We start from the raw sequence: 21,018 nt of genomic DNA on the forward strand, positions 1-21,018 counted from the left end.
AAAATTGGATCTTTACCTTGCAGATCATTTTATTGTCCGAAGATCGAAAAGTCCTACACTGATCACATAATTGAACAAGTGGACAATATAAATGAGCGACGACATCGCAAAGCATTCTTCCTCCAGATCTAAGCTGGTAAAAACTCTTTTCTTTACTCTCTGTGTTATCGCATTTGGTGCGATGTATTGGTCTTGGCAGTATTCAGACAGTCATCCAAGTACGGAAGATGCCTACGTTAGGGCAAAAATTTTGTCGGTAGCGCCTCAAGTAAAAGGCCAAGTGGTTTCTGTGGATGTCAAAGACTTCCAATCTGTTAACAAAGGTGACCTACTGCTGAAGATAGATTCACGCCCATATCTGTTGGCAGTGAAGCAAGCAAAAGCGGTATACCAATTGGCGGTCCAGCAACATGACGTTGCCGATAAGCAGGTAACTGAAGCCGTTGCGGGCTTAGATGCGGCGCGCTCTAACCTGACAGAAGCGCAAGTAGAGTACAAACGTACGGATTCCCTAGTGAAACGCAAACTGGCGTCGGACCAAGATTTAGATACGGCGAAAAACAAACTAGCCAATGCCCAAGCGAGCCTAGAGCAAGCGCGTGCGATGGTAGAAAAAGCCATTGCGAACCGTGGTGAAGAAGGCGCAGAGGCTGCGGTTGTTCAACAAGCGGCCGCACAGTTAGCGCAAGCGGAGCTGAACTTGAGCTACACCGACATTACGTCACCAGTGGATGGCATTGCCGGTGAAATCAATACGCACGTGGGCTCGGTTGTTAGCATGGGTCAAACGCTGTTCCCTGTGATTTTAAAAGACAGCTATTGGGTACGCGCGAACTTTAAAGAAACCGATCTTACTAATATTAAAGCTGGCATGCATGCGGATGTGGTGATTGATATGTACCCAGACGTGGTGTGGAAAGCAACGGTAGAACAACTGTCGCCTGCGAGTGGTACATCGTTCTCCTTGATGCCACCAGAAAACGCAACGGGTAACTGGGTCAAAATCAAACAGCGTTTCCCTGTACGTTTGGCATTAGAAGTACCAGCCGATGCGCCGCAACTTCGCGTGGGTGCGAGCTCAGAAGTCACCATTGATTTGCAAAGTAGCGTGCAATGAGTCATCAAATTACGGCAGGCAAACGGGGGATTGCCACCGTCGCCGTGATGCTTTCTGCCATCATGGTGTTAATCGATATGACCGTTGCGAACGTGTCGCTATCGCACATGATGGGCGCATTGGGCGCAACGGCAGACCAAATTACTTGGGTGCTGACGGGTTACAGCATGGCGGAAGCGATCTTCATTCCGATGACCAGTTTCTGGGTGTCGCGCTTTGGTGAACGCAAAGTCATGCTGGTTGCCGTGATCGGTTTTGTGATTGCCAGTGCGCTTTGTGGGCAAGCACAGTCTCTTGAAGAGATGGTGCTATTTCGCATTATCCAAGGCGCTTTCGGCGCGTCGGTGATTCCATTGGCGCAGTCGACGTTAGTGCAGATTTATCCGTATGAGCAAAAAGGCAAAGCGATGGCGATTTTCTCCATCGGCATTTTGCTTGGTCCTATTTTGGGCCCAGTTGTGGGTGGCGTGATCACCGACAATATCAACTGGCGCTGGATTTTTTACATTAACTTGCCATTCGGTTTGATCTGTACCTCTTTGATTTATCGCTATATCCATATCGACAACAAATCCAAACCTAACTTTGACTGGTGGATCATCGGTTACATGGCGTTAGGTGTGGGCGCGTTGCAGTTTGTGTTGGATAAAGGTAACGAAGAAGACTGGCTCAACTCACGCATGATCCAGACGGCGATATTGCTCGCAGTCATGGGATTGGTGATGTGGATTTATCGCAGTTGGAAAACCAAAAGCCCAATAGCGCCATTATGGCTGCTTAAAGACCGAAATCTTATGGTCTCGTCGCTGATGATTGCTGTGGTGTCGATGGCGATGTTTGGTCTGACGACTCAACAACCGATGTTGTTGGAAAGCTTGCTGAATTATCCGGTCTCAACCACTGGCTTGTTAATGGCACCGCGTGGATTGGCGTCAGCGGCGATGTTGATTTTGGTGATTAAGCTCAATCCGCAATTCGATCCCAGAATCAAAATAGTCTTTGGCTTGAGCTGCATCGGGATTGGTAGTTATTTGATGACGCAATACTCACTGCAGATCGATACATTTTGGATTGTGATGCCGAGTATGATTCAGGGGATGGGGCTTGGTTTAACCTTCTCGACGCTGTCCACCTTGGCGTATTTAACGATTCCGAAAGAGCAATCTGTCGCGGCGGCGAGCATTTACAATCTGTTCCGTACCATTGGTAGTTCGTTTGGTATTTCTATCGCCACCACGTTCCAATATCGAGATAGTCAGCAGCAATGGCATGCGCTGGGAGAGGGTATTAATCCTTATAACCCCAACTTGCATGACTGGGCGGCCAATCAGGGGCTTTCCATTACTGACCCGGTTGCGTTAGACCAATACCAACAGATGTTGCAGCAGCAATCGCAAATGGTCGCGTTTGTGCACACCTTCCAGCTTGTGGGAGTGATGTTCGTGATCATGATGCCGATGCTGATTTTCATCCGGTCGCGTGAATAACAACAAGTTCAGGTGAACCGTGTAAGAGGACGCCTCTCAAGTTGTGTCAGCTTGAGAGGCATTTTTTATTGGACGGCGTCAGTGAAAGAAGGACGTTTACTCAAACGTCACTTCGTCAAAATGCGGATTGGCTTTGAGTGCGCGCATTGCGACTAATTGTTCAGTCGGGAAGGCGGTGTGCTCACCATCCATATCTAAAAACAAGCACTCTTGTCGCTGCATGTCGTAGCCTGTGTCGAACGCGTTGCCCTGATGAGTTTCACCATTTTTTAGCGTGATCTCGATAGGGAGCTTAAACATACAGGCGATTTCAATAAAATCGTATTGGCTGCAAGTCACCATAGTTTTCTCCTTTCAAACCGACGCAGTATTCAGAAGGTTTGAGAACCGTATCCTTAAATAGAAGACGTTTGATTGAAACTGAATCTTCATCTTACACCTCATTTTGGTCACGAAATAGACATACACGCACGTTTTAATAAACCTACTGTTGAGCGTTCGCAAGCGAGACAAAACTACGATATGTCTGAGACGATACTTAAGCGCACATACCTAACGAGTGAACAAAAGACACAAAAGCCAAGTTCACTGATTCCGCCTCAAACCTACCATGCGCAGTTGGCGCACCGTGTTCACCACTCGCCTCAATTTGAAAACGGCCGCGTTAAAAACGAGATGCCAAATGTGCCTAGTCCGCAATCATTCTGGCAGGTTTGTTGGAGTTATCTTGGTGGTAGAACGCCGTTGAGTCCTAACGAACATCTGCCACATTCCCCAATTCAACCCACGCAGTTTGCGCAGCGAAGTGAATCGATGCGCCTTACTTGGCTGGGCCATTCCACTATGCTGGTGGAGGTCGATGGCATTCGAATTCTGACCGATCCGGTATTTGATTACGCTTCTCCGTTCATCGCAAAAGCGTGGTTTGAACGCAATATTCCCAATACTCACGCCAGAGATTGTTTGCCGATTCCTGAAATTATCGTGATTTCGCACGATCATTACGACCATTTAGAAGCATCGACCATACGTTTCTACGCCGATAAACCCGTGACGTTTTATGTGCCCTTAGGGGTTGGCAAGCATCTGATAAAATGGGGCGTTTGCGCAGACAACATCGTGGAATTCGATTGGTGGGATAGCGTGCACTATGCTGGAATCGAACTGATTTGTGCGCCCGCTAACCATAATTCGGGTCGTACTTATTTCGATAAAAACTCGACCTTGTGGGCTTCTTGGATCATCAAAGGCAAAGAAGAGACGCTCTATTTTAGTGGCGATTCAGCTTACGATTCGCACTTTTCTGAGATCGCACAGCGATGTGGACCAATCGACATTGCCTGTTTGGAAGTGGCTGCCGATGTAAAAGGCCAAGGTTATCCGGTCGAAAACTGGGGGCACATGCAGGCTCATCATACCGTGCAAGCGTTTCGCGATTTAAATGCGAAAAAACTGTTGCCAGTACATTGGGCTACATACGAACTGTTTACTCACCGCTGGGACGAACCGATTTTAGATTTGCTTACCCATTGTCAAAAAGAACATATAACGCTGCTGACGCCAATGCCGGGGGAGAGTTTTTACGTTCATCAAGAACATATAAATAAACAATGGTGGCGAGAAAAAGAAATATGTGAGCCAGATATAATTTTGACTTAATAATATGATCTTACTTCAATAATTATTTTATAAATTAACCTTGTTATTTTCAGAATATAACAAGGTTTTTACTGGTCATTGAAATTAAAAATTTCCATAGGTTCACTTTCCAATTGTGATCTCACGCTTTTATAAATCGATTGGTGTCATTTTTTGATACTTTTCATCTGAAAATTTGCGCTCTTATCAGAAAAGTTTTAGTAAAAATCTTTGCCATCTTAATTTTACTCTTCAAAACAATTATACTGACTATTATCTTGATAAGCCCATAGAGAAATGGCCATAACTTGTTCAGGGTGGGTAAAATACATCCAGTTAAAGAAAAGTAAAAAATTTAATGGATAAGATATGTTTTACGCCAACAAGATAGAATATTGAGACCAAAATCACAAGAGTAGGACTCTCTTGAATTTATCATCATGGATGCTGAATAAATAAAATACAGGCATTGTTAGATGAATAATTCTGCAACGTATTTACTTGCTGCTTTACGAGAAAAAATAAAAGAAAAAGGCATTGGATATTCCGAGCTTTCTATTGGACTTGGAATCCCGCTTTCCACTATAAAAAGGCAGCTTCACAATACGTCTCTTGGTTTAGATAAAATCTTGTTGTACGCCACGCACCTTGATACGGATTTGGTTGAGTTATCCATGCGAGGTAAGCAACTGCAGCAAGAGAGTGAACAGTTTATCACCGACACCAACAGTGAGATTTTTCATCAATATCCTCACTTATTTGATTTTCTTTATCTTTTGCGTCGACCTGAGTGGTCTTTAGAAGAGATCGCACGGAGATACCAGCTGAGTGATACTTCCGTTGCGCTCTATTTACGTGCACTAGAAATGATGGATTACATTGAACTGAAAGGGGATAAACACTATCAATTTAAAGATACAGGCCGCTTTATTTTTGAAGAAGGTTCAAATTTAGACACGCTATTTGCACAGCGCTTTCGTGAAGAAGTGTTTAGTCACGATATTCGACCCCCAATTTGTGTTGGACGTATTGCGATTACCGAAGAACAAGAAGAAAAGCTGGCAAATGAAGTGTACAACAAATTAATTGAGTTTGATGTTCAAAATAAAACCAGTGAAAACAGTCAACGACTAAAAAACGTTTTACTCACTTTTACACCTGGTAATCAGATATTTTTGGCTGACACAATTCCGAATATTAATGGCGATTTATTAAAAGCCATCACTATCGCTAAAGAAAAATAAAAGAATAATTATCGGAAGCTTGTGCTTATTTAGTGCGAGCCGGGCTTCTGCACACTAAAAACACTCATTTATATAAATGAGAATATAAAAATAACGTAAATAATAGGGAAAAAGTATGTTTAAAAAGAGCACACTTGCCATTCTGATCGGGGCTACTATTTCGCTTGTTGGATGTGGTTCCAATGATAAAACTGAAATCCGTTTACCACAGGCGCCAACTTCGGAATTTACTAACGTGATTGATCGTACTGGTAATCCAACTTACCTGCGTGATTACGACAGTTATTCGAACCTGAAGTACAACGCGTTGACGGATAACGGCGCGTGGCATGGCCATTTGCTACCTGAAGATGCGGCGGGTTATGGCGCTTTCGGCGGTATTATGCAAGTGACGCAAGAGTACGCGCATTTTATGTCTGGCCAAACGTTCGACAAGCTCACGTTGACCGACAAAGTGAGTGGCCAAACTTACGACTTATCGAACGCAGAAGCGAAAGTCTATTCCATTCCAGGTGCGTTAGTGCAGGTGTTGGACTTGGAGGATATTCACGTGCAAATGGTGCTGCGCTTCGTCACTGATCGCTCTTCGCTGGTGGAAACGCTCATCACTAACAAAACTGATCGTGATATGAACTTGGCGTTGGAGTGGGACGGCGAGTTGGTGAAATACGCGCTGTCGACGCGCAAAGACCAAACCGTTGCGCAGTACTACCCAGATTACAAGCGCCAGATTTCGACCATCGAGAGCGGCATTAAAATTAACTTTAGCGAGATGAAAGACAACTGGGCGATCCGTAATGATCGCGATGCCGAGTTCCGCATTACTCGTTCTCTACCGACGAAGACGTTCACCAACGAAACCTCATTCAGTTCTACCGCGGAGATGAGCCTACCAGCTGAGCAAACATCGGCGGTTTATACGGCGTATTCTAACCTGCATAATGCGAAAGAAGTGCAGTCAGAATCGTTGAAATTGCAAGATGTATTGGCGAATCCAACTCAATACATGGAAGCGTCGAAAGCGCGTTGGGACGGCTATTTAGCGAATGGTCTTATCAACAAAGAAGCGACAGCAGACCAAGCTCGCGTAGCGGTAAAAGCGATGGAGACCCTAAACGGTAACTGGCGCTCTGCGGCGGGCGATATTGAACAAGCGACAGTCACGCCATCGGTCACTGCGCGTTGGTTCTCTGGTAACTTAACGTGGCCGTGGGATTCGTGGAAACAAGCGTACGCGATGGCGCATTTCAACCCAGATGTTGCGATGGACAACATTCGCACGGTATTCCAAGAGCAAGTTCAAGCTGATGACAAGATCCGTCCGCAAGACAAAGGCTACTTGCTGGATGTGTTGACGTACACCAAACCTGTTAGTCGTGGTGGTGCTGGCTCTGAAAACTGGAACGAACGCAATACGAAACCATCGTTGGCGGCATGGTCTGTGATGGAGGTGTATTACGCTCTCGTGAACCAGTTTGATCGCCCAGAAGACGCGCAAAAATTCATTGATGAAATGTATCCGAAGTTGGTGGCATACCACGATTGGTGGCTATCCAACCGCGACCACAACCAAAATGGTGTGCCTGAATACGGCGCGGCAGTGGACCCAGCACACAACACGGAAGAAGGCGTGATGTACGTTTGGGTAGAAACGCGCGATCCTAACTTCACGACCATTATTCCAGCAGAAGACATCATCGAGCAAAACGGTAATTCTTATAAAGTAAAAGGCATGGCGTCTTACAATAAGATTCTCGATGAAGTGGATTACATGACGATTCACGTCGGCGCACAAGAAGCGGCGGGCTGGGAATCGGGCATGGATAACGCGGCTCGTTTTGGCTTTATCTACAACATCCACAATATGAATTCGCAAGCTGAAGACATCAGCAATCCAGACAAAAATGTGGATCAACTTGGTCGCTACGCGGCAAGTGCGTACGGCTTTGATAACAGCATCAAGCTGGAAGGCGAAGAGTGGGTGTACAGCAATACGTCAGCGGAAAACTTAGCGAAACTCGATCTTGCGAAGAAAGATTGGGAAGTTCGTTTTGCAGAAAATCGCACCAACAATAATGCTGCGGACGGCGAGTTGCTTGGCTTCTCTATGCTGCAAGAATCGGTGGATCAAGCCTCTTACATGTACTCAGACAACAAATACTTAGCGGAAATGGCGAAGTTGGTGTCCGATGGCGTAGAAGGTAAAGATCGAGCGCAAGAATTCCTAAATGGCGCGGAAAAAATCAAGACTTACATTAACCAATGTATGTTTGATGAAAGCACAGGATTTTTCTACGACATTCACTTAAATGTGGCTGAAGATGGCACTACTCCTGCGCCTCTTGCAAATGGCTGTGCGGGTTTGCCGATTGTAGAGCGTGGACGTGGCCCTGAAGGTTGGTCGCCGCTGTTTAATGGTGCAGCAACGCAAGAGCATGCCGATAAAGTGATCGCGGTGATGCGTGATCAAGACGAGTTCAACACGCCAGATAAATTCCAAGGAACGGGAGTGCCTTTGCCGACCGCATCGCAAACCAACCCTGCTTACGGTAAAGATGTGTACTGGCGTGGTCGCGTGTGGCTAGACCAAGTGTACTTTGGCTTCCGTGCGATGGAAAACTACGGCTACAAAGAAGAAGCGATTGCAATGGCGAATGAGTTGTTTAACAACGCAGAAGGTATGACGGGTGACATGCCAATCCGTGAAAACTACAACCCAGAGACGGGCGCGGTACAAGGTGCGTCGAACTTCTCTTGGTCTGCGGCGCATTTGTACATGATGTACAACGGATTCTTCAAAAACTAGATCGCACACATTAGGCGCTTTGGATGACCCCCCTAGCATTCGTAGCGCTTAACGAACGATAATTCATTGATAAATAAGACAAACTGGACTGTATTGGCATATTGGCAGTCCGGTTTTTTTATGTCTCTTGTCATACAGATTTCAGTGCTGGGTCAGGGCGTGTTGCCAAATCGAAAGCATCTCTTCACTAAACAAGTAAAAGCGCATGTCGAGTGCCGCGTATTCCGGTCTTTGGCAAACGGCCATCGCGACTTCTGCTGCTTCTTGAAGTGGGTAGCCATACACTCCGCAAGAAATCGCAGGCAGCGCCACACTTTGGCAGTGGTTGGCGAGCGCGAGATCCAGCGAACGTTGATATGCAGATTCCAACACCGCCTTTGGATCGGCGAATTTATCGTAAATTGGGCCAACGGCATGAATGACGTAACGCGCGTTTAAATTGCCAGCCTCAGTAATGCGTGCGTCACCAAACGGGCATCGAATACCGTCGACATCATCAACGGCATAACACGCATTGATAAGCGCAGGCCCTGCTGCGTGATGAATGGCACCATCGACGCCACCTCCGCCGAGCATTCTCGGGTTTGCTGCATTCACGATGGCATCGACATGTGCGGTGGTGATGTCGCCTTGGACTAACGAGATCGCGTTCATTTTTTTGAGCCTTCTACAATGATGAGAAACAAATGGTCAGTAACACAGTTAAGTGTAGCTTACTCATCAATGACTTGAGGTTTTAACTCGACGACATTTCCTTCCGGATCATGTATATAGAGTGATCTACCGAACCCTTGTGCTCCATACCGCTTCGCAAACTCTTCGGTTTCAATGCCGTTCGAACGCAGATATTCCAGTATTTCATTTTCGCAAAAAGGCGCTAGTTGCAGGCAAAAATGGTCAATATTACGACCATTTTGAACTGGTGGCTTTCCGCCAAGTTGCCCTAACTCGCTGTCCACCGTCACCACATCAATCAATGCGTTACCAGCCCTAAGCTGGGTTAAACCAAGCTCCATTACTTCGCGCTCGACAGGGCAGCCCAAAATATCTCGATAGAAATGCAACATGGCGTCGAGGTTGCACGTTCTTAGCACAACATGATCAAGTGCTTGGATTGCGATTGGGTTGTTGGTGGGCATGCTTCACTCCTTTTGTGCGGTTATGGAAAAGTATACGACCTGAACGTCCATATTGATCGTTAAGCCATTTTTAACATATGCACATTTGGTCATAAAGAGTGCACTTAAGTAGAGAGAAAGAGTTTTTGGCGAAACGCCTTGATGTGCGACCGCGTCAGGCGTTTAGGCCTGTAGCAAATTGGTCACGCGCCCAAACTCGCAGACGTTGATGGGAAGTACTCGATTCATCTCGTTTATGGAAAATCAGTTTATAGCTGACCAGCTCGGAAAACATTGGAGTTTTAATGACTTGCAGATTCAAAGCCGATTGCCATTTCTGCGCCAAAGACAGGGGAAGCACGCCTAAGCAATCGTGTTTCGCCACATAAAGCATCATGCCAGAGAGTGATGTTGTCATCATTTCCACAGAACGCTCTTGCAGCCCTGGCTGGTGAATTTCGGTGTTGCTAACTGGGAAGTCTTCGTCTCCGACAAACCGACAGTGCTTTTCAGAATAAAACTGTTCTTGTTCGATTTTTCCTGCGATACGTGGGTGATCTTGACGACAAATCACCACCATTGGCTATTCAAAAACTGATTCACTGATAAACGATGGGTCATGAATGGTCGTTGGGCTAATAATCAAATCGATCTGTTTAAGTCGTAGATCATTCAATAACGAAGGTAAATCCGTATCGGCGCAAATGCTTATCGTGTTGGTTGGTGTGATGCGGTGGATCAGCGCTTCGTTACAGATCAGGCGGAAAGTGCTTTGATCGGATATGGCATCATTGATCATCGCAAACGCCTGATGAAATTTAGGTAGCAACTGATGCGCTACAGAAGTGAGTTTGATTTGTCGCCCATCCTTCACAAATAACGATTTGTTGGTTTCTTTTTCCAAACGCTTCATGGATGCGCTAATCGCTGGCTGAGTTAGCCCTAGGTGCTCTGCAGCGCGAGAGTAAGATTGATATTCAGCAACAATTAAAAAGGTTTGGATTAGATTAAAATCCATACGATACCTAAATAAAAATAATCACTAGATTGAGTGGGTGGCTCTTTGATTTTTGGGCTTGATGTTCGCCCTAGACACCCACCTTGAAATAAGCCCCCTTAACGCACTTACGAGCTAAGGAGGCGACAGAGCAGTGGTTCGTTAAAACGAATTATTTAACTACTTTGATTTCAGGCATTTGATACTCACCACTTTGGATTACATCGTCTGCGCCGTAGAAACGCATGATGGCGTAGAACGGTTTTTCAGGTACTGGCAAGAAGTTTGGATCGTCTGCACGGCCTTTTTCGTTCGCACTCATGTAAATGGTGTAGTAACCGTCTTTGTCCGCTTTCATGGTTCGGTCGCCACGACTGTGACGGTTTAGGTCGTTTTTCGCCATCAAACGGTTGTCGTTGCCGTAAATAGTAACAGACCAGAATTCGCTGACGTTCGGCGCTTTAAAGCGCATCACGTAATCATGCTTCGAACCATCCAGTTTTTGACCAGTGCTGTCGAAATCTGATTTACGGTAAGACGCTTCGATAGGTGGTAAGCCCCACTGACCGAGGTAAGTACCTTCTGCAAAAATATCGCGTGGCGCATCACCCAAGGTATCGCGTGTACCAAGCAACGTACGAGCATCTGTCATTTTAGGCGCAAGTTCGACGAGGTGTTCCATGCCTTTCTTCTCACCAATTTTTGCCAGTTTTAGCTGCTCAGGTGTGAAGTCAGTTTTGCATGGTTCAACGCCGATAGATTGGTATTTGTCCAACCACTGTTTGTCCGCATTGCCCATCGAACCATCACATAGCACGAAGTTCACGCGTTCAAGCCATGTTGATTTTTTTGGACCTGGGTACGTTCTTTGTACTGGTTTTGGCCCGTTCTTACCTAAATATTCCGATAGGGTACGAATGTTCCATTGGTCCATGTAGTTAAGCGCGACTTTTGCATCTTCGTCATTCACTGCCATGATGCGACCCATCAGCTTCACAAGATTGCTGTCTACGCGGACCACTTCGTCGACAGACGCTGGCACTTCACCTTGCCAATCTTGTGCTGCAAACATGAACTGGCCACCTTTTGTGCCGCGAGTACGAGAACTGAACGCTGCGTTGGTGTAATGGCCCATGTCCATTGTGTGCAAGATCCAGTAACGGCCTTCATCCATATCAGGCACGCTCACAATGACAGGTTCTGCAGCAACATCTAACCAGCCCATAAGGTGAAGCGTATCGTTATTAATGGTTGGGTGAGCGGTGTAAGAGTCATCAGCTAGAGCACGAATATTCTGAAAGCGGTTCAGTGGATAGTTGTTTTCTACCGCCGTGTGATAGAAAAACTTGTACGCTTCATCAATTGAGTAGCCGTAGATATAAGCATCTTCTGCAAGATCAACATTGGTGTTAGCCGCAAATACAGAGCTGGCTCCTAGCGCTGATAATCCCAATAGAGTAACGAGTAATTTTTGTTTCATGGCTGGTTTCATCCATTTGTTTGTGAGGATATGTTTCCAGCTAAGCTTAGTCGTTAACCCGTTTATTACAGAAATGAATTGTGAGTATTTAGTCTATATCAAAAGTGATATGGTTTGAGAAAAGCTAAAGAGATAACGTTGATGAACTTTGATTACAATTTGCTCAAGGTGCTGGCAGTGATTCTTGAAACACGCAACACCACAACGGCTGCGGAGCGTTTGTGCACCAGCCAGCCTGCTGTGAGCCGAAGCTTGCGTAAAATTCGGGATTTATTTAACGACGACATTTTAGTGCGCAAGGGCACCAATATGGAGCTCACGCCGAAAGCCGAAGAGATCAAAGCGCAGCTTTCTGGGATCATCAACGACATCGACAAGCTAGTGAATGTTTCTCATAGTTTTGATCCCGCGATCGAAAGCTGTGTTCTGCGTGTTGCGATCAACTCGTCCATTGCGCAATGGTTTTCTGCCGCGTTTACTCAGCTGCTAGCCAAAGAAGCGCCGTTTATGAACTTGGTGATCGAAGACTGGACGGAAACCACGCCAGACAAAATCGATGCGGGTGAAATCGCTTTTGGCATCAACTATTTCCCTATGGAATTGCCGAAGCATCTGGTTCAGAAAAAAGGCGGGCGGGACGACTTTGCTCTGGCCTGTCGCGCGACGCATCCGCATGGTGGCAAACGCATGTATTTGGATGACATTTCAGAGTACGCGTACGCGGTTCACATCATCCAACATTGGAATGAAAAAGAAGATCACATCTCGCGCTTATTACAGCCTTTTTCAGTTGTCCCAAGAATTCAACTGCGTACCACGCACATCAACACCATTTTGAATTTGGTTGCGGATAGCGATGTGCTGTTTCCTTGTTCGCGTCACTTGATCAATCAGTTAGATAAGCGTTTTTCTTTTATCGAATTTGATGACGCGCTGCCGAAATTAGAGGGTAACTTCGGTTACGTTTACAGCGTAAAGCGCCGTAATGATCCGTTGATATTGTGGGTTAACAATACCGTTGAATCGTTGATGAAGTCGTTAGGCATTGAGTCGTAACAATGGTTGGTGAAACGGTTTGAACAACCGGGTTCAGTAACGCACTGATCCCGGTTGTGTTGCATGATGTAATTACTCGTATTCAGAAGCGTAAGTTTCTTCATAAGTGTGCGAGTAAAGCTCGAACAGGTTGCCGAATGGGTCTTCTAGATAAACCATTTTCGCAGGCTTGTTATCGTCTTCTGGGTGGTAACGCATGATGTCCATACGAACTTTGCCACCAAACGCTTCAGTGCGCTTGATTGCACCTTCAAAGTCGTCCGTCTGCAAACAGAAATGGAAGATACCGATGCGAGAAAAATCCACTTCATGGCGCTCTTGACGCTCTTTCATTTCAAATAACTCAAGTCCGATGCCATCGCTTGTCACTAGATGCGCGATGTTGAAGCCTTTAAAGCCCTTACCAAAGACCGCAATACACATTCTGCCAATTGCGGTTTCGCGTTCTTCAATCACTTTCGTGTTACCCATAACGACTTTTAGACCAAGCGCTTGTGTGTAAAACTCAACCGCTTTATCCATATCTCCGACCATAATACCGACATGATTCATTTTCATTTGTTTGCTCCCAACATGTGTGCTTAAACGTTGTTTTGTTTCGATGTGGGAGAGTATATGGCGCGGTTTTAATTACATGAAATTATCATAAATTATAAAAATAATAATTTTGTGTAATCATTATGAGCGGGGTTCGAGCTAATTGGCTAATGCCTCAACAGCTTGCTGTACCGAGGTGAAGTGAATTTTGATGATGCACCTTTGTGCGAGACTAAACTCATGCGACTGGATGAGCGACGTAACTTCCTCGACGGACAGAGTGCGTTCTCCCGGTTGTAAAACGGTGGTGTTCGAATCGTTGTATTGCAACCCGAACGTGTTGCCATTTGAGTCAATTACGTAATCATCTGGCCCCCAAATGAGCGCTTCGCATTCGGAATCAAGATCGGCATGAGAACGCAAATAGATAAGTTCATCGTCGCCATCGAGTTTCAATAAACATGGCCATGTAACCATGGGGCCTCCAGTGTAGTGGCTAAAATTGTTTCAATGTCTGAAAGGGCAAGGTGAGCGCTGGCATTCAAGGTGTTGGCCTTAAACCGCAGTCAAAAATTACGTGTGTTGAGCAATAATCGAAAACAGCTCGTCAACCGTTCTTGCCACGTAATCTGGTTGCACGCTCCAACGCTCTGGCATCGCGCCGCTGTACGCTGCTGCAACGGCAATCACCTTACTTTGGCCACCCAACTGCTGTTCGATGTTGCGTGCGAATTGCGTGTCGGCTTCATGGTCACCGATGTACATCAGCTGTCTATTTTCTGCGCGACCAAAAATCGACTCAACGCATTTGATGCCACTGTACGCATCGGGCTTTTGGTGCCCATTCGAGACGTCATCATACCCGACGATGGATTTAAACGGCGCGCTGATACCGTTGTCGGACAGCACTCGACGAATATTGCTTTGTGAGTTTTGAGAGCAAATGCCGTGAGTCAGCTGTACAAACTCTTTAATGACGCCATCAATGCCTTCAAACAGGGTTACTGGTGTTTGGTTTTTCTCTTGATGCTCTGCCCATAAACCGCCAGCTTGTAGCATTTCATCATGGGACATGCCGTAGTAATCCACGTAGAGCTCTTGCCAGTTTTTCGCCGCGTGGTTTGCGTAGTGATAGTTGGCTTCTGAATGGAGATATTTCGGTAAATTATCGCCAGTTAAATGCGGGGCAACGATGGATAAGATCGCTTTGGTGATGTCGATGTTTTTCGGTACAGAGTTTACGAGTGTCCCATCGTAATCCCACAATATGGCGTCTAATTTCATTCAACGTTCTCGTTGTTATTGATGGTTAAAAACTGGAACCGGGTTGCTGCAAAAATGCTAACTCTTCAGGTGTGCTTTCTCTACCCAAGATGGCGTTGCGATGTGGGTAACGTCCAAATTGGTCGATGATGGCTTTGTGTTTTAGCTCAAAATCGTAGTTATTTTCAAGCCCTGGTGCGCGAAACAATTTCTCAGCTTCGACATGAATTAGGCGAGATTCGCTGTGCATAAAAGGCATGTACAAAAAGCTTAGCTGCTCAGGCGCTAATTCTTGATCGTGTCCTAACCGAATTGCTTCTTGAGCCAATGCTAATGAGAGCGGGTCTTGCGCAAAAGCTTTTGGGGTGTTGCGATACACATTCCGTGAAAACTGGTCGAGCACGATGATTTCGGCCAATCGCCCTTGTACGCTGTCTCGCCAGCTAAAAAGCTCACAGCGAGCGGCTTGCTCTAATACAGAGGTAAATCGTGACGCAATATTTTTGTCCAGTTCTGGGTCGTTTTCAAACCAGTTTTGAGGCGTTAGCTCTTCGAACCAGAACTTGATGATTTGTTGATGCATGGCGCTTCCTTTTGTTGTGCCTTAATAGTAAAAAGCCAGAAGCGTGGCTTCTGGCTCTTGGCGTGTTATCGACCGTAAGTCTCTACGATGTAACGTTCAAAATCGTCACACATTTGTTCGTCAGAGATGACGTTGCTTGCCAGTTCTTTACTGCCGTCGACGACTTTAATCGTCGCGTTCAGTGAAGCAACTGGTGCTCGTTCTCGTGTTGCAAGTGAGTCGATTTTCTTCTGCTGTACTTCCCACGCTTGCTCTGGCGATAGATTACATACATCTGCCAAGTACTTAGCATTGAACCCCTCGCCAGTCAGGCTGAAAATGGTTTCGTTGTGCGACAAATGATTGCCTGCGTGCCAGTAGTGTTTTGCCAGCAGTGGGCCAATTTCTGGGTTATCCGTCAGATAGCCAAACTTCTCAAGGAAGTATGCACGGGTCTGGTACACCGCCATGTGCGCGAGTAGGTAACCTTGATACGCACAAGCCGCTTCGTCGGATAGCAAATGTGGAATCGCCATCAGTGGGCGAGGGCTGCATTCCAAACCAAGGATCTGTTTTTCACAATCGCGAGCCAGCTTAGTGATGCGCTCTGGCGTTAACTCGTCATCGCTAAGTTGATATAACGCGCGTTCAAAGTACGGCACAACCAAGATGCTACGTTCTTCATAAGCTTTGAATGGCTGACGACTGTTGATCATCGCTTGAATGATCTCATCAGGAACCGGATTCCCTTCATCATCCAGTGCGTATTGTTTTAGCCAATCGGCATCGGTTAACAGGCTGTCACAGAACATCGACTGAGTTTCTGCATAAGCCATTGAAGTCGGCGCAAACTCCTGCGAGAAACAAGGCGCGTTCATTTTTACGTTCGCAAAGTGTGCTGCGTGGCCACCTTCGTGGAACAGCGTGTTAATGCCATCGTAGCCGCTGCCCACTTGGTCTGGTTTGGCATTGCTGGTGAAGTTCACCTGTGCTGCGACCCATTCGCCTTGATTGTAGAAAGAAGGGATCGGGCCGTGGCAGAACCCGTTCGGGTACTTACCTTTGCGGTCTAACAAATCCAGCGTTAGCGTCGCGCCAGAGTAATCAATATTCAGACGACCAAACGATTCTACCCAGCGTCTCAGAGATTTTGAGAACGGCACGTATGGGTCAAGGTCACGCATGACGTCACCCGCGAACGAGTAAACAAAGTTGAAGCCTGTTAGCGCGCTTGCGCCTTTCTCTTTCGCCAAGTTTTCTAAGCTGTTTAGGTGCGCATCTCGCGTGCGTTGTTCGAAATCTTCCAAAATCTCGAATAGCTGTTCAGAGCTCATCTTTTCCGTTTTTTGCACGGAGTAATCAAAGAAGGTCGCATAACCCAGTGAGCGAGCGAACTGGTTGCGCAGTTTGATCAGTTCTATAAAGCCGTTTTGCAGTAGCCATTGTTCAAGGTTCAGCAACGCTTGGTGAGCCGATTGGCGAACTTCTTCATGATTGTTGGTGCGAATGGTTGAGCTCAATACTGGCAGTGAACCTTCCACTTGCTCGCCGTTTTCATTGGTAAACGTTTGTACGTGGTTCTGTTTTTTCTCGAACAGCTCAGCTTCAAAGGCAATGAGCTGATTTTTCAACGCTTGTGCTTTTTCGCCCTCGATTGCGTGAGATTCAAACATCGCCAGCCAACCAGAAAGACCCGTAATGGTTTGCTGTTTCTCTTGTGGGTCGGTAATTGAGTCCGCGGCTTCAAGCTGTTGTTTGATGGCAGTAATTTGCTCGGCGTTGCTCAAAAAGCTTGTCCATGCGGTTTGTGCTTGCGTCGAGCCATCATGGTCATCGCTGATCCCCATGTAAGTTTCCCAAAAGAAATCTTCTTTGGTGCGGTGAATCGCGAGGTAACGTTGATTGAGGTCGTTGAGATAATCCGTTGCGGTCATTTTGATCCTTCAAATGGTTGGGAGTAGACCCCTAATTATTGCACGCTTGTTGATAATAAAGGAGGGACAAATTAATTTGCTGGTAGTGTACTGCGTAAACGTGATTTTACTATTTGTTTACATTTTAATGAGTTAGCAAGAGTTGTTACGAGTTTGGAGTGCGCAGTGTTAAGACTGGCACGGGTTTTACAGTTCATCAGTTAATTAATCTGCGAGGTGCTCTCGATGATCTTTGTCATGTGTAATAATATTTCTATATCGCGGCAGTACATATGGAAACGATATGATAAATAAGACAAAAGTTACGCTATTGGCGCTAGGTACGATTTTGGTTGGATGCTCTTCAGTCACGCCGCCAAGAAATGATGCGGTTGAGAACATTCAACAAAAGTGCTCTGTAATTTTAAGCAGTGATGTTTCAGGTGAACAGCGCTGGCAGACATACAACGGCTTGCTTGTAGAATATGCTGTGCATGGCATTAAAACTCAGGCGCAGTTAGAACGCTTTGAAGCGTTTGTGCAGCGAGTACAAAATGATGAATCTGGACAGTTAGTTACCGAGCTGATTGAAGTCACCGATTGGGGATGCTCAAACGGCAATTATCTTGAAGAGATGGGCTTGTTTATTCAAGAAGTTCAAAAGTAAAAAACCGAGCGTTAAGTCGCTCGGTTTTTCTGTTTATGGAGCGCTTTGTGCGCTGGCCCGTCAGGACGTTTACTCCTCTGGGTACTCGCCCATACCTTGCGTTTTACCTTCCGCTTTCCAATGCTCACCGGGGTCAAATGCTTCATCGCATAAATCTACGGTGTAGCCCATTTCTGTGATTTCCTTCAAAGTGAGATTATCTGCAATTTTTGCGACTTCACCCGATTTATTACGTAATTCCATGTTGTTTCCTCCTCTGTAGATAGACGAGCGGTATCGATGCACAGTGACGAATGCATCGGTGACCTTTGTTCTAAGTATATAACTCTCAGCTCAAAATGAGGGTTTAATCCATTTTTATCGTGTGGTTAATTGAGTAATGCTTTGAGCTGCTTCAGTTATTTTTAACTGTATCGTCGCGATAGTTGGCTATTTGTGATTTATTGAATGATTAAATTGTCAATCTGGAAAATCGAAATGGTTATTCTCGACCACTCCTTAGCACAGCAAATTGTCGATCGAACCATGTCCATCATTGGTCACAACGTAAATGTGATGAACTCAGCGGGCATCATCATTGGCAGTGGCGATCCAAAACGCGTTGGGCAAGTGCATGATGGCGCGGTATTGGCGTTGAATCACGGCGATTCGCTAGAGCTGAATGAGCAGCAATGTTTGACGTTGCAGGGTGTCAAACCCGGAATCAATATGCTGTTGAAATTGCATGGAGACGTGGTCGGTATTGTTGGTGTGACAGGCGAGCCCGAGAAAATTCGAGATTTCGCCAAACTGGTCAAAATGACCGCTGAATTGACAATCGAGCAAGCCGCGCTGGTGGAAAAATTTCAGTGGGACAGACGTCATCGCGAAGAGTTTATTCTGGCTTGGATCAATGGCAAATTGACCGATGAAGAGCTGAAAGATTGGGCGATGCGTCTTTCTATCGATATTACTCAACCACGGGTGGCAACGGTGATTGAAGTCTCGACGCCGTCCGCTTCAAAAAGCATGAAGAGTGTGCGCAATATTGTTGAGCTGCTTGAATACCCAGAGCGTAACAACCTCGTTGCGATTGTCTCAGTGAATGAAATTGTGGTGTTGAAACCGTGTCATTCCGCCAAGCTGTGGGATAGCCAAATCGAAAGTGAACGCATTGATAAGTTGATGTCGCGTTTAAGTGATCACGATTCGCATACGTTTCACATTGCGCTGGGGCAGCTGTTTAATGAGCCTAAAGATGTCGCGTTGTCATACCAAAGCGCGAAGCAGGTATTAGCTATTGGCAAGCAGTTCTACCCAGAGAAACGTAAGTACCTGTTCGATGAACTTCGTTTGCCTGTGCTGTTGGCGCCGTTGGCGGATATTTGGCAAGGTGAACAAATTATTGATGGCGTGAAACGGTTGAAAGAGAAAGACAAATCCGGGCAATTGCTGAAAACCCTAGATGCATTGTTTGAATGCAATGGCAATGTAACGGAATGCTCTAAAATGCTGTTTATTCACCGGAACACTCTGCGTTATCGGTTAGAAAAAATCACCGAGATAACAGGGCTGCCAACCACCAATTTTGTGGGGTTAGCGGAGCTTTATATTGCGACTCGGCTCTCAAAAATGGCGTGAGATTGTGCATTTGCACAATACGCGTCATTTTTTGACCACATCATTTGTCACTCCGCCTAAAGGAATTCGAAAGCAAACGATTAATAATTCATGCGTCCCTACATGTTGAGTGAGCCAACACGGACTCGCTCAGCAAAATAAGAATAAATGGAGTTATCATGAACCTAATATTAATCCTGCTCGGGGTGATCGCATTTATTGTGCTCACGACCACCAAATTCAAATTACATCCCTTTTTAGCGCTGATCATCGCGGCGTTCCTTGCGGCATTTGCTTACGGCTTACCGGCAGATAGCATTGCCAAAACCATTGCTTCTGGCTTTGGCGGCATCCTTGGTTACATTGGCTTGGTTATCGTTTTAGGTACCATTATTGGTGTTATTTTGGAGAAAAGTGGTGCGGCGATCACCATGGCCGATACGGTTATTAAAGTGTTGGGTGAGCGTTTCCCAACATTGACTATGAGCATCATCGGTTACATCGTTTCTGTTCCGGTATTTTGTGATTCAGGCTTTGTCATTCTGAACTCGCTCAAAGAATCACTCGCGAAGCGTTTAAAAACCTCAAGCGTTGCGATGAGTGTGGCGTTGGCTACTGGCCTATACGCGACGCACACGTTTGTGCCGCCAACTCCTGGCCCGATTGCCGCTGCGGGTAACTTAGGCCTGGAATCTAACCTTGGTTTAGTGATTGGTGTGGGTGTGTTTGTTGCAGCGGTTGCGGCGTTAGCGGGTATGTTGTGGTCGAACCGATTCCAGCATGTAGAACCAGATGGCATTGAAGCAGCAGAGGAAATTCAGCATGACTGGCAAGCACTCAAAGCGTCTTACGGCAAATTACCAACGGCAAGCCAAGCATTTGCTCCTATTTTTGTTCCAATCTTATTGATCTGTTTTGGCTCTATCGCGAAATTCCCAAGCTTACCGCTGGGCGAAGGTTTTGTGTTTGATGTTCTGACTTTCTTAGGACAGCCACTAACGGCGTTGGTGATTGGCCTGTTCCTTTCTGTTCGCCTACTCAAATCAGACAACAAGATTGAAGAATTTGGCGAGCGAATCAGCCAAGGTATTACGGCTGCTGCGCCTATTCTTTTGATTACCGGTGCGGGTGGTGCATTTGGCGCGGTATTAAAAGCAACGCCGCTAGGTGAATACTTGGGTACGACGTTATCGGCGCTGGGCGTGGGTATTTTCATGCCATTTATCGTTGCGGCTGCGCTAAAATCGGCGCAAGGGTCGTCAACGGTTGCACTGGTGACCACATCGGCTTTGGTTGCGCCTATGCTTACCCAATTGGGGCTAGATTCAGAAATGGGCCGCGTATTAACGGTGATGGCGATCGGTGCAGGTGCGATGACGGTTTCTCATGCAAACGACAGCTTCTTCTGGGTAGTTTCGCAGTTTAGCCGCATGTCGGTGGGCTTAGCGTATCGCGCGCAAACCATGGCTACGCTCGTTCAAGGTGTCACGGCAATGGCATTGGTGTACATTTTGAGTCTCGTTCTCTTATAAGT

Annotated in this window: 21 protein-coding genes; 9 read left to right on the forward strand and 12 right to left on the reverse strand. The window is 46.2% G+C overall.

What is annotated here, in order from left to right; translation table 11 throughout:
- The first annotated feature begins 91 nt into the window (after window positions 1–91).
- The gene (locus tag OO778_RS21050) at window positions 92–1,117 is read left to right on the forward strand and encodes an HlyD family secretion protein (RefSeq protein ID WP_264911493.1); all 1,026 of its coding nucleotides are present in this window, start codon (window positions 92–94) and stop codon (window positions 1,115–1,117) included.
- Window positions 1,114–2,604: an MDR family MFS transporter gene (locus tag OO778_RS21055; protein WP_264911494.1), complete on the forward strand. Its 1,491-nt coding sequence runs from the start codon at window positions 1,114–1,116 to the stop codon at window positions 2,602–2,604. The genes OO778_RS21050 and OO778_RS21055 overlap by 4 nt, the downstream gene beginning before the upstream one ends.
- 96 nt (window positions 2,605–2,700) lie before the next feature.
- Here OO778_RS21055 and OO778_RS21060 read toward each other — a convergent pair whose 3' ends face one another.
- On the reverse strand, window positions 2,701–2,946 hold the full coding sequence (locus tag OO778_RS21060; protein WP_005460845.1) for a Rho-binding antiterminator: 246 nt from the start codon (window positions 2,944–2,946) through the stop codon (window positions 2,701–2,703).
- A gap of 180 nt (window positions 2,947–3,126) precedes the next feature.
- Between OO778_RS21060 and OO778_RS21065 the strand changes: the two genes are divergently transcribed.
- The 3 genes from OO778_RS21065 to ygjK all read left to right on the forward strand — a co-directional run bounded on the left by OO778_RS21065 (window position 3,127) and on the right by ygjK (window position 8,292).
- A complete protein-coding gene (locus tag OO778_RS21065) occupies window positions 3,127–4,263 on the forward strand; it encodes an MBL fold metallo-hydrolase (RefSeq protein ID WP_264912819.1) in 1,137 nt (378 codons plus the stop codon).
- Between the two features lie 455 nt (window positions 4,264–4,718).
- Window positions 4,719–5,486 carry a hypothetical protein gene (locus tag OO778_RS21070; protein WP_020841655.1) on the forward strand — a complete coding sequence of 256 codons (768 nt, stop codon included), beginning with the start codon at window positions 4,719–4,721 and terminating at the stop codon, window positions 5,484–5,486.
- 115 nt (window positions 5,487–5,601) lie between these two features.
- Complete coding sequence (ygjK, locus tag OO778_RS21075) at window positions 5,602–8,292, forward strand: alpha-glucosidase (RefSeq protein ID WP_264911532.1); 2,691 nt, start codon at window positions 5,602–5,604, stop codon at window positions 8,290–8,292.
- A 141-nt stretch (window positions 8,293–8,433) separates the two neighbouring features.
- On the opposite strand, the gene OO778_RS21080 is transcribed toward ygjK, so the two are convergent.
- The 5 genes from OO778_RS21080 to OO778_RS21100 all read right to left on the reverse strand — a co-directional run bounded on the left by OO778_RS21080 (window position 8,434) and on the right by OO778_RS21100 (window position 11,887).
- Window positions 8,434–8,946 (reverse strand): macro domain-containing protein, encoded by a 513-nt coding sequence (locus tag OO778_RS21080; RefSeq protein WP_258487624.1) that lies wholly within the window; start codon window positions 8,944–8,946, stop codon window positions 8,434–8,436.
- 59 nt (window positions 8,947–9,005) lie between these two features.
- Window positions 9,006–9,431, reverse strand: a complete 426-nt coding sequence (locus OO778_RS21085; protein WP_005497761.1) for a VOC family protein — start codon at window positions 9,429–9,431, stop codon at window positions 9,006–9,008.
- Between the two features lie 154 nt (window positions 9,432–9,585).
- The gene (locus OO778_RS21090) at window positions 9,586–9,990 is read right to left on the reverse strand and encodes a LysR family transcriptional regulator (RefSeq protein ID WP_264911534.1); all 405 of its coding nucleotides are present in this window, start codon (window positions 9,988–9,990) and stop codon (window positions 9,586–9,588) included.
- 3 nt (window positions 9,991–9,993) lie between these two features.
- Window positions 9,994–10,428 carry a LysR family transcriptional regulator gene (locus tag OO778_RS21095; protein ID WP_264911535.1) on the reverse strand — a complete coding sequence of 145 codons (435 nt, stop codon included), beginning with the start codon at window positions 10,426–10,428 and terminating at the stop codon, window positions 9,994–9,996.
- 151 nt (window positions 10,429–10,579) lie between these two features.
- Window positions 10,580–11,887, reverse strand: a complete 1,308-nt coding sequence (locus tag OO778_RS21100) for a DUF1254 domain-containing protein (RefSeq protein WP_264911537.1) — start codon at window positions 11,885–11,887, stop codon at window positions 10,580–10,582.
- Window positions 11,888–12,028: 141 nt separating this feature from the next.
- On the opposite strand from OO778_RS21100, the gene OO778_RS21105 reads away from it, so the two are divergent.
- Entirely contained in the window at window positions 12,029–12,943 is a 915-nt protein-coding gene (locus OO778_RS21105; protein ID WP_029846112.1) for a LysR family transcriptional regulator, read from the forward strand.
- Between the two features lie 72 nt (window positions 12,944–13,015).
- Here OO778_RS21105 and OO778_RS21110 read toward each other — a convergent pair whose 3' ends face one another.
- The 5 genes from OO778_RS21110 to OO778_RS21130 all read right to left on the reverse strand — a co-directional run bounded on the left by OO778_RS21110 (window position 13,016) and on the right by OO778_RS21130 (window position 17,239).
- On the reverse strand, window positions 13,016–13,501 hold the full coding sequence (locus tag OO778_RS21110) for a VOC family protein (protein ID WP_029846111.1): 486 nt from the start codon (window positions 13,499–13,501) through the stop codon (window positions 13,016–13,018).
- Window positions 13,502–13,639: 138 nt separating this feature from the next.
- Window positions 13,640–13,957: a DUF4144 domain-containing protein gene (locus OO778_RS21115; protein WP_085344589.1), complete on the reverse strand. Its 318-nt coding sequence runs from the start codon at window positions 13,955–13,957 to the stop codon at window positions 13,640–13,642.
- A gap of 96 nt (window positions 13,958–14,053) precedes the next feature.
- A complete protein-coding gene (locus OO778_RS21120) occupies window positions 14,054–14,764 on the reverse strand; it encodes an HAD hydrolase-like protein (RefSeq protein ID WP_089202662.1) in 711 nt (236 codons plus the stop codon).
- A 25-nt stretch (window positions 14,765–14,789) separates the two neighbouring features.
- Window positions 14,790–15,326: a DUF924 family protein gene (locus tag OO778_RS21125; RefSeq protein WP_089202661.1), complete on the reverse strand. Its 537-nt coding sequence runs from the start codon at window positions 15,324–15,326 to the stop codon at window positions 14,790–14,792.
- 65 nt (window positions 15,327–15,391) lie between these two features.
- Window positions 15,392–17,239, reverse strand: a complete 1,848-nt coding sequence (locus OO778_RS21130) for a M3 family metallopeptidase (protein WP_258638787.1) — start codon at window positions 17,237–17,239, stop codon at window positions 15,392–15,394.
- 283 nt (window positions 17,240–17,522) lie between these two features.
- Between OO778_RS21130 and OO778_RS21135 the strand changes: the two genes are divergently transcribed.
- A complete protein-coding gene (locus tag OO778_RS21135) occupies window positions 17,523–17,885 on the forward strand; it encodes a hypothetical protein (RefSeq protein WP_047009761.1) in 363 nt (120 codons plus the stop codon).
- A gap of 69 nt (window positions 17,886–17,954) precedes the next feature.
- Here the strand turns inward: OO778_RS21135 and OO778_RS21140 are convergent, their stop codons facing one another.
- The gene (locus OO778_RS21140) at window positions 17,955–18,128 is read right to left on the reverse strand and encodes a hypothetical protein (RefSeq protein WP_005391896.1); all 174 of its coding nucleotides are present in this window, start codon (window positions 18,126–18,128) and stop codon (window positions 17,955–17,957) included.
- A gap of 234 nt (window positions 18,129–18,362) precedes the next feature.
- On the opposite strand from OO778_RS21140, the gene OO778_RS21145 reads away from it, so the two are divergent.
- Both OO778_RS21145 and OO778_RS21150 read left to right on the forward strand, forming a co-directional pair.
- Window positions 18,363–19,505: a sugar diacid recognition domain-containing protein gene (locus OO778_RS21145; RefSeq protein WP_258638789.1), complete on the forward strand. Its 1,143-nt coding sequence runs from the start codon at window positions 18,363–18,365 to the stop codon at window positions 19,503–19,505.
- Between the two features lie 158 nt (window positions 19,506–19,663).
- Complete coding sequence (locus OO778_RS21150; protein ID WP_006740985.1) at window positions 19,664–21,016, forward strand: GntP family permease; 1,353 nt, start codon at window positions 19,664–19,666, stop codon at window positions 21,014–21,016.
- Window positions 21,017–21,018 lie beyond the last annotated feature (2 nt).

The sequence above is a fragment of the Vibrio sp. STUT-A16 genome (assembly GCF_026000495.1).
Taxonomy (GTDB): Bacteria; Pseudomonadota; Gammaproteobacteria; order Enterobacterales; family Vibrionaceae; genus Vibrio; species Vibrio diabolicus.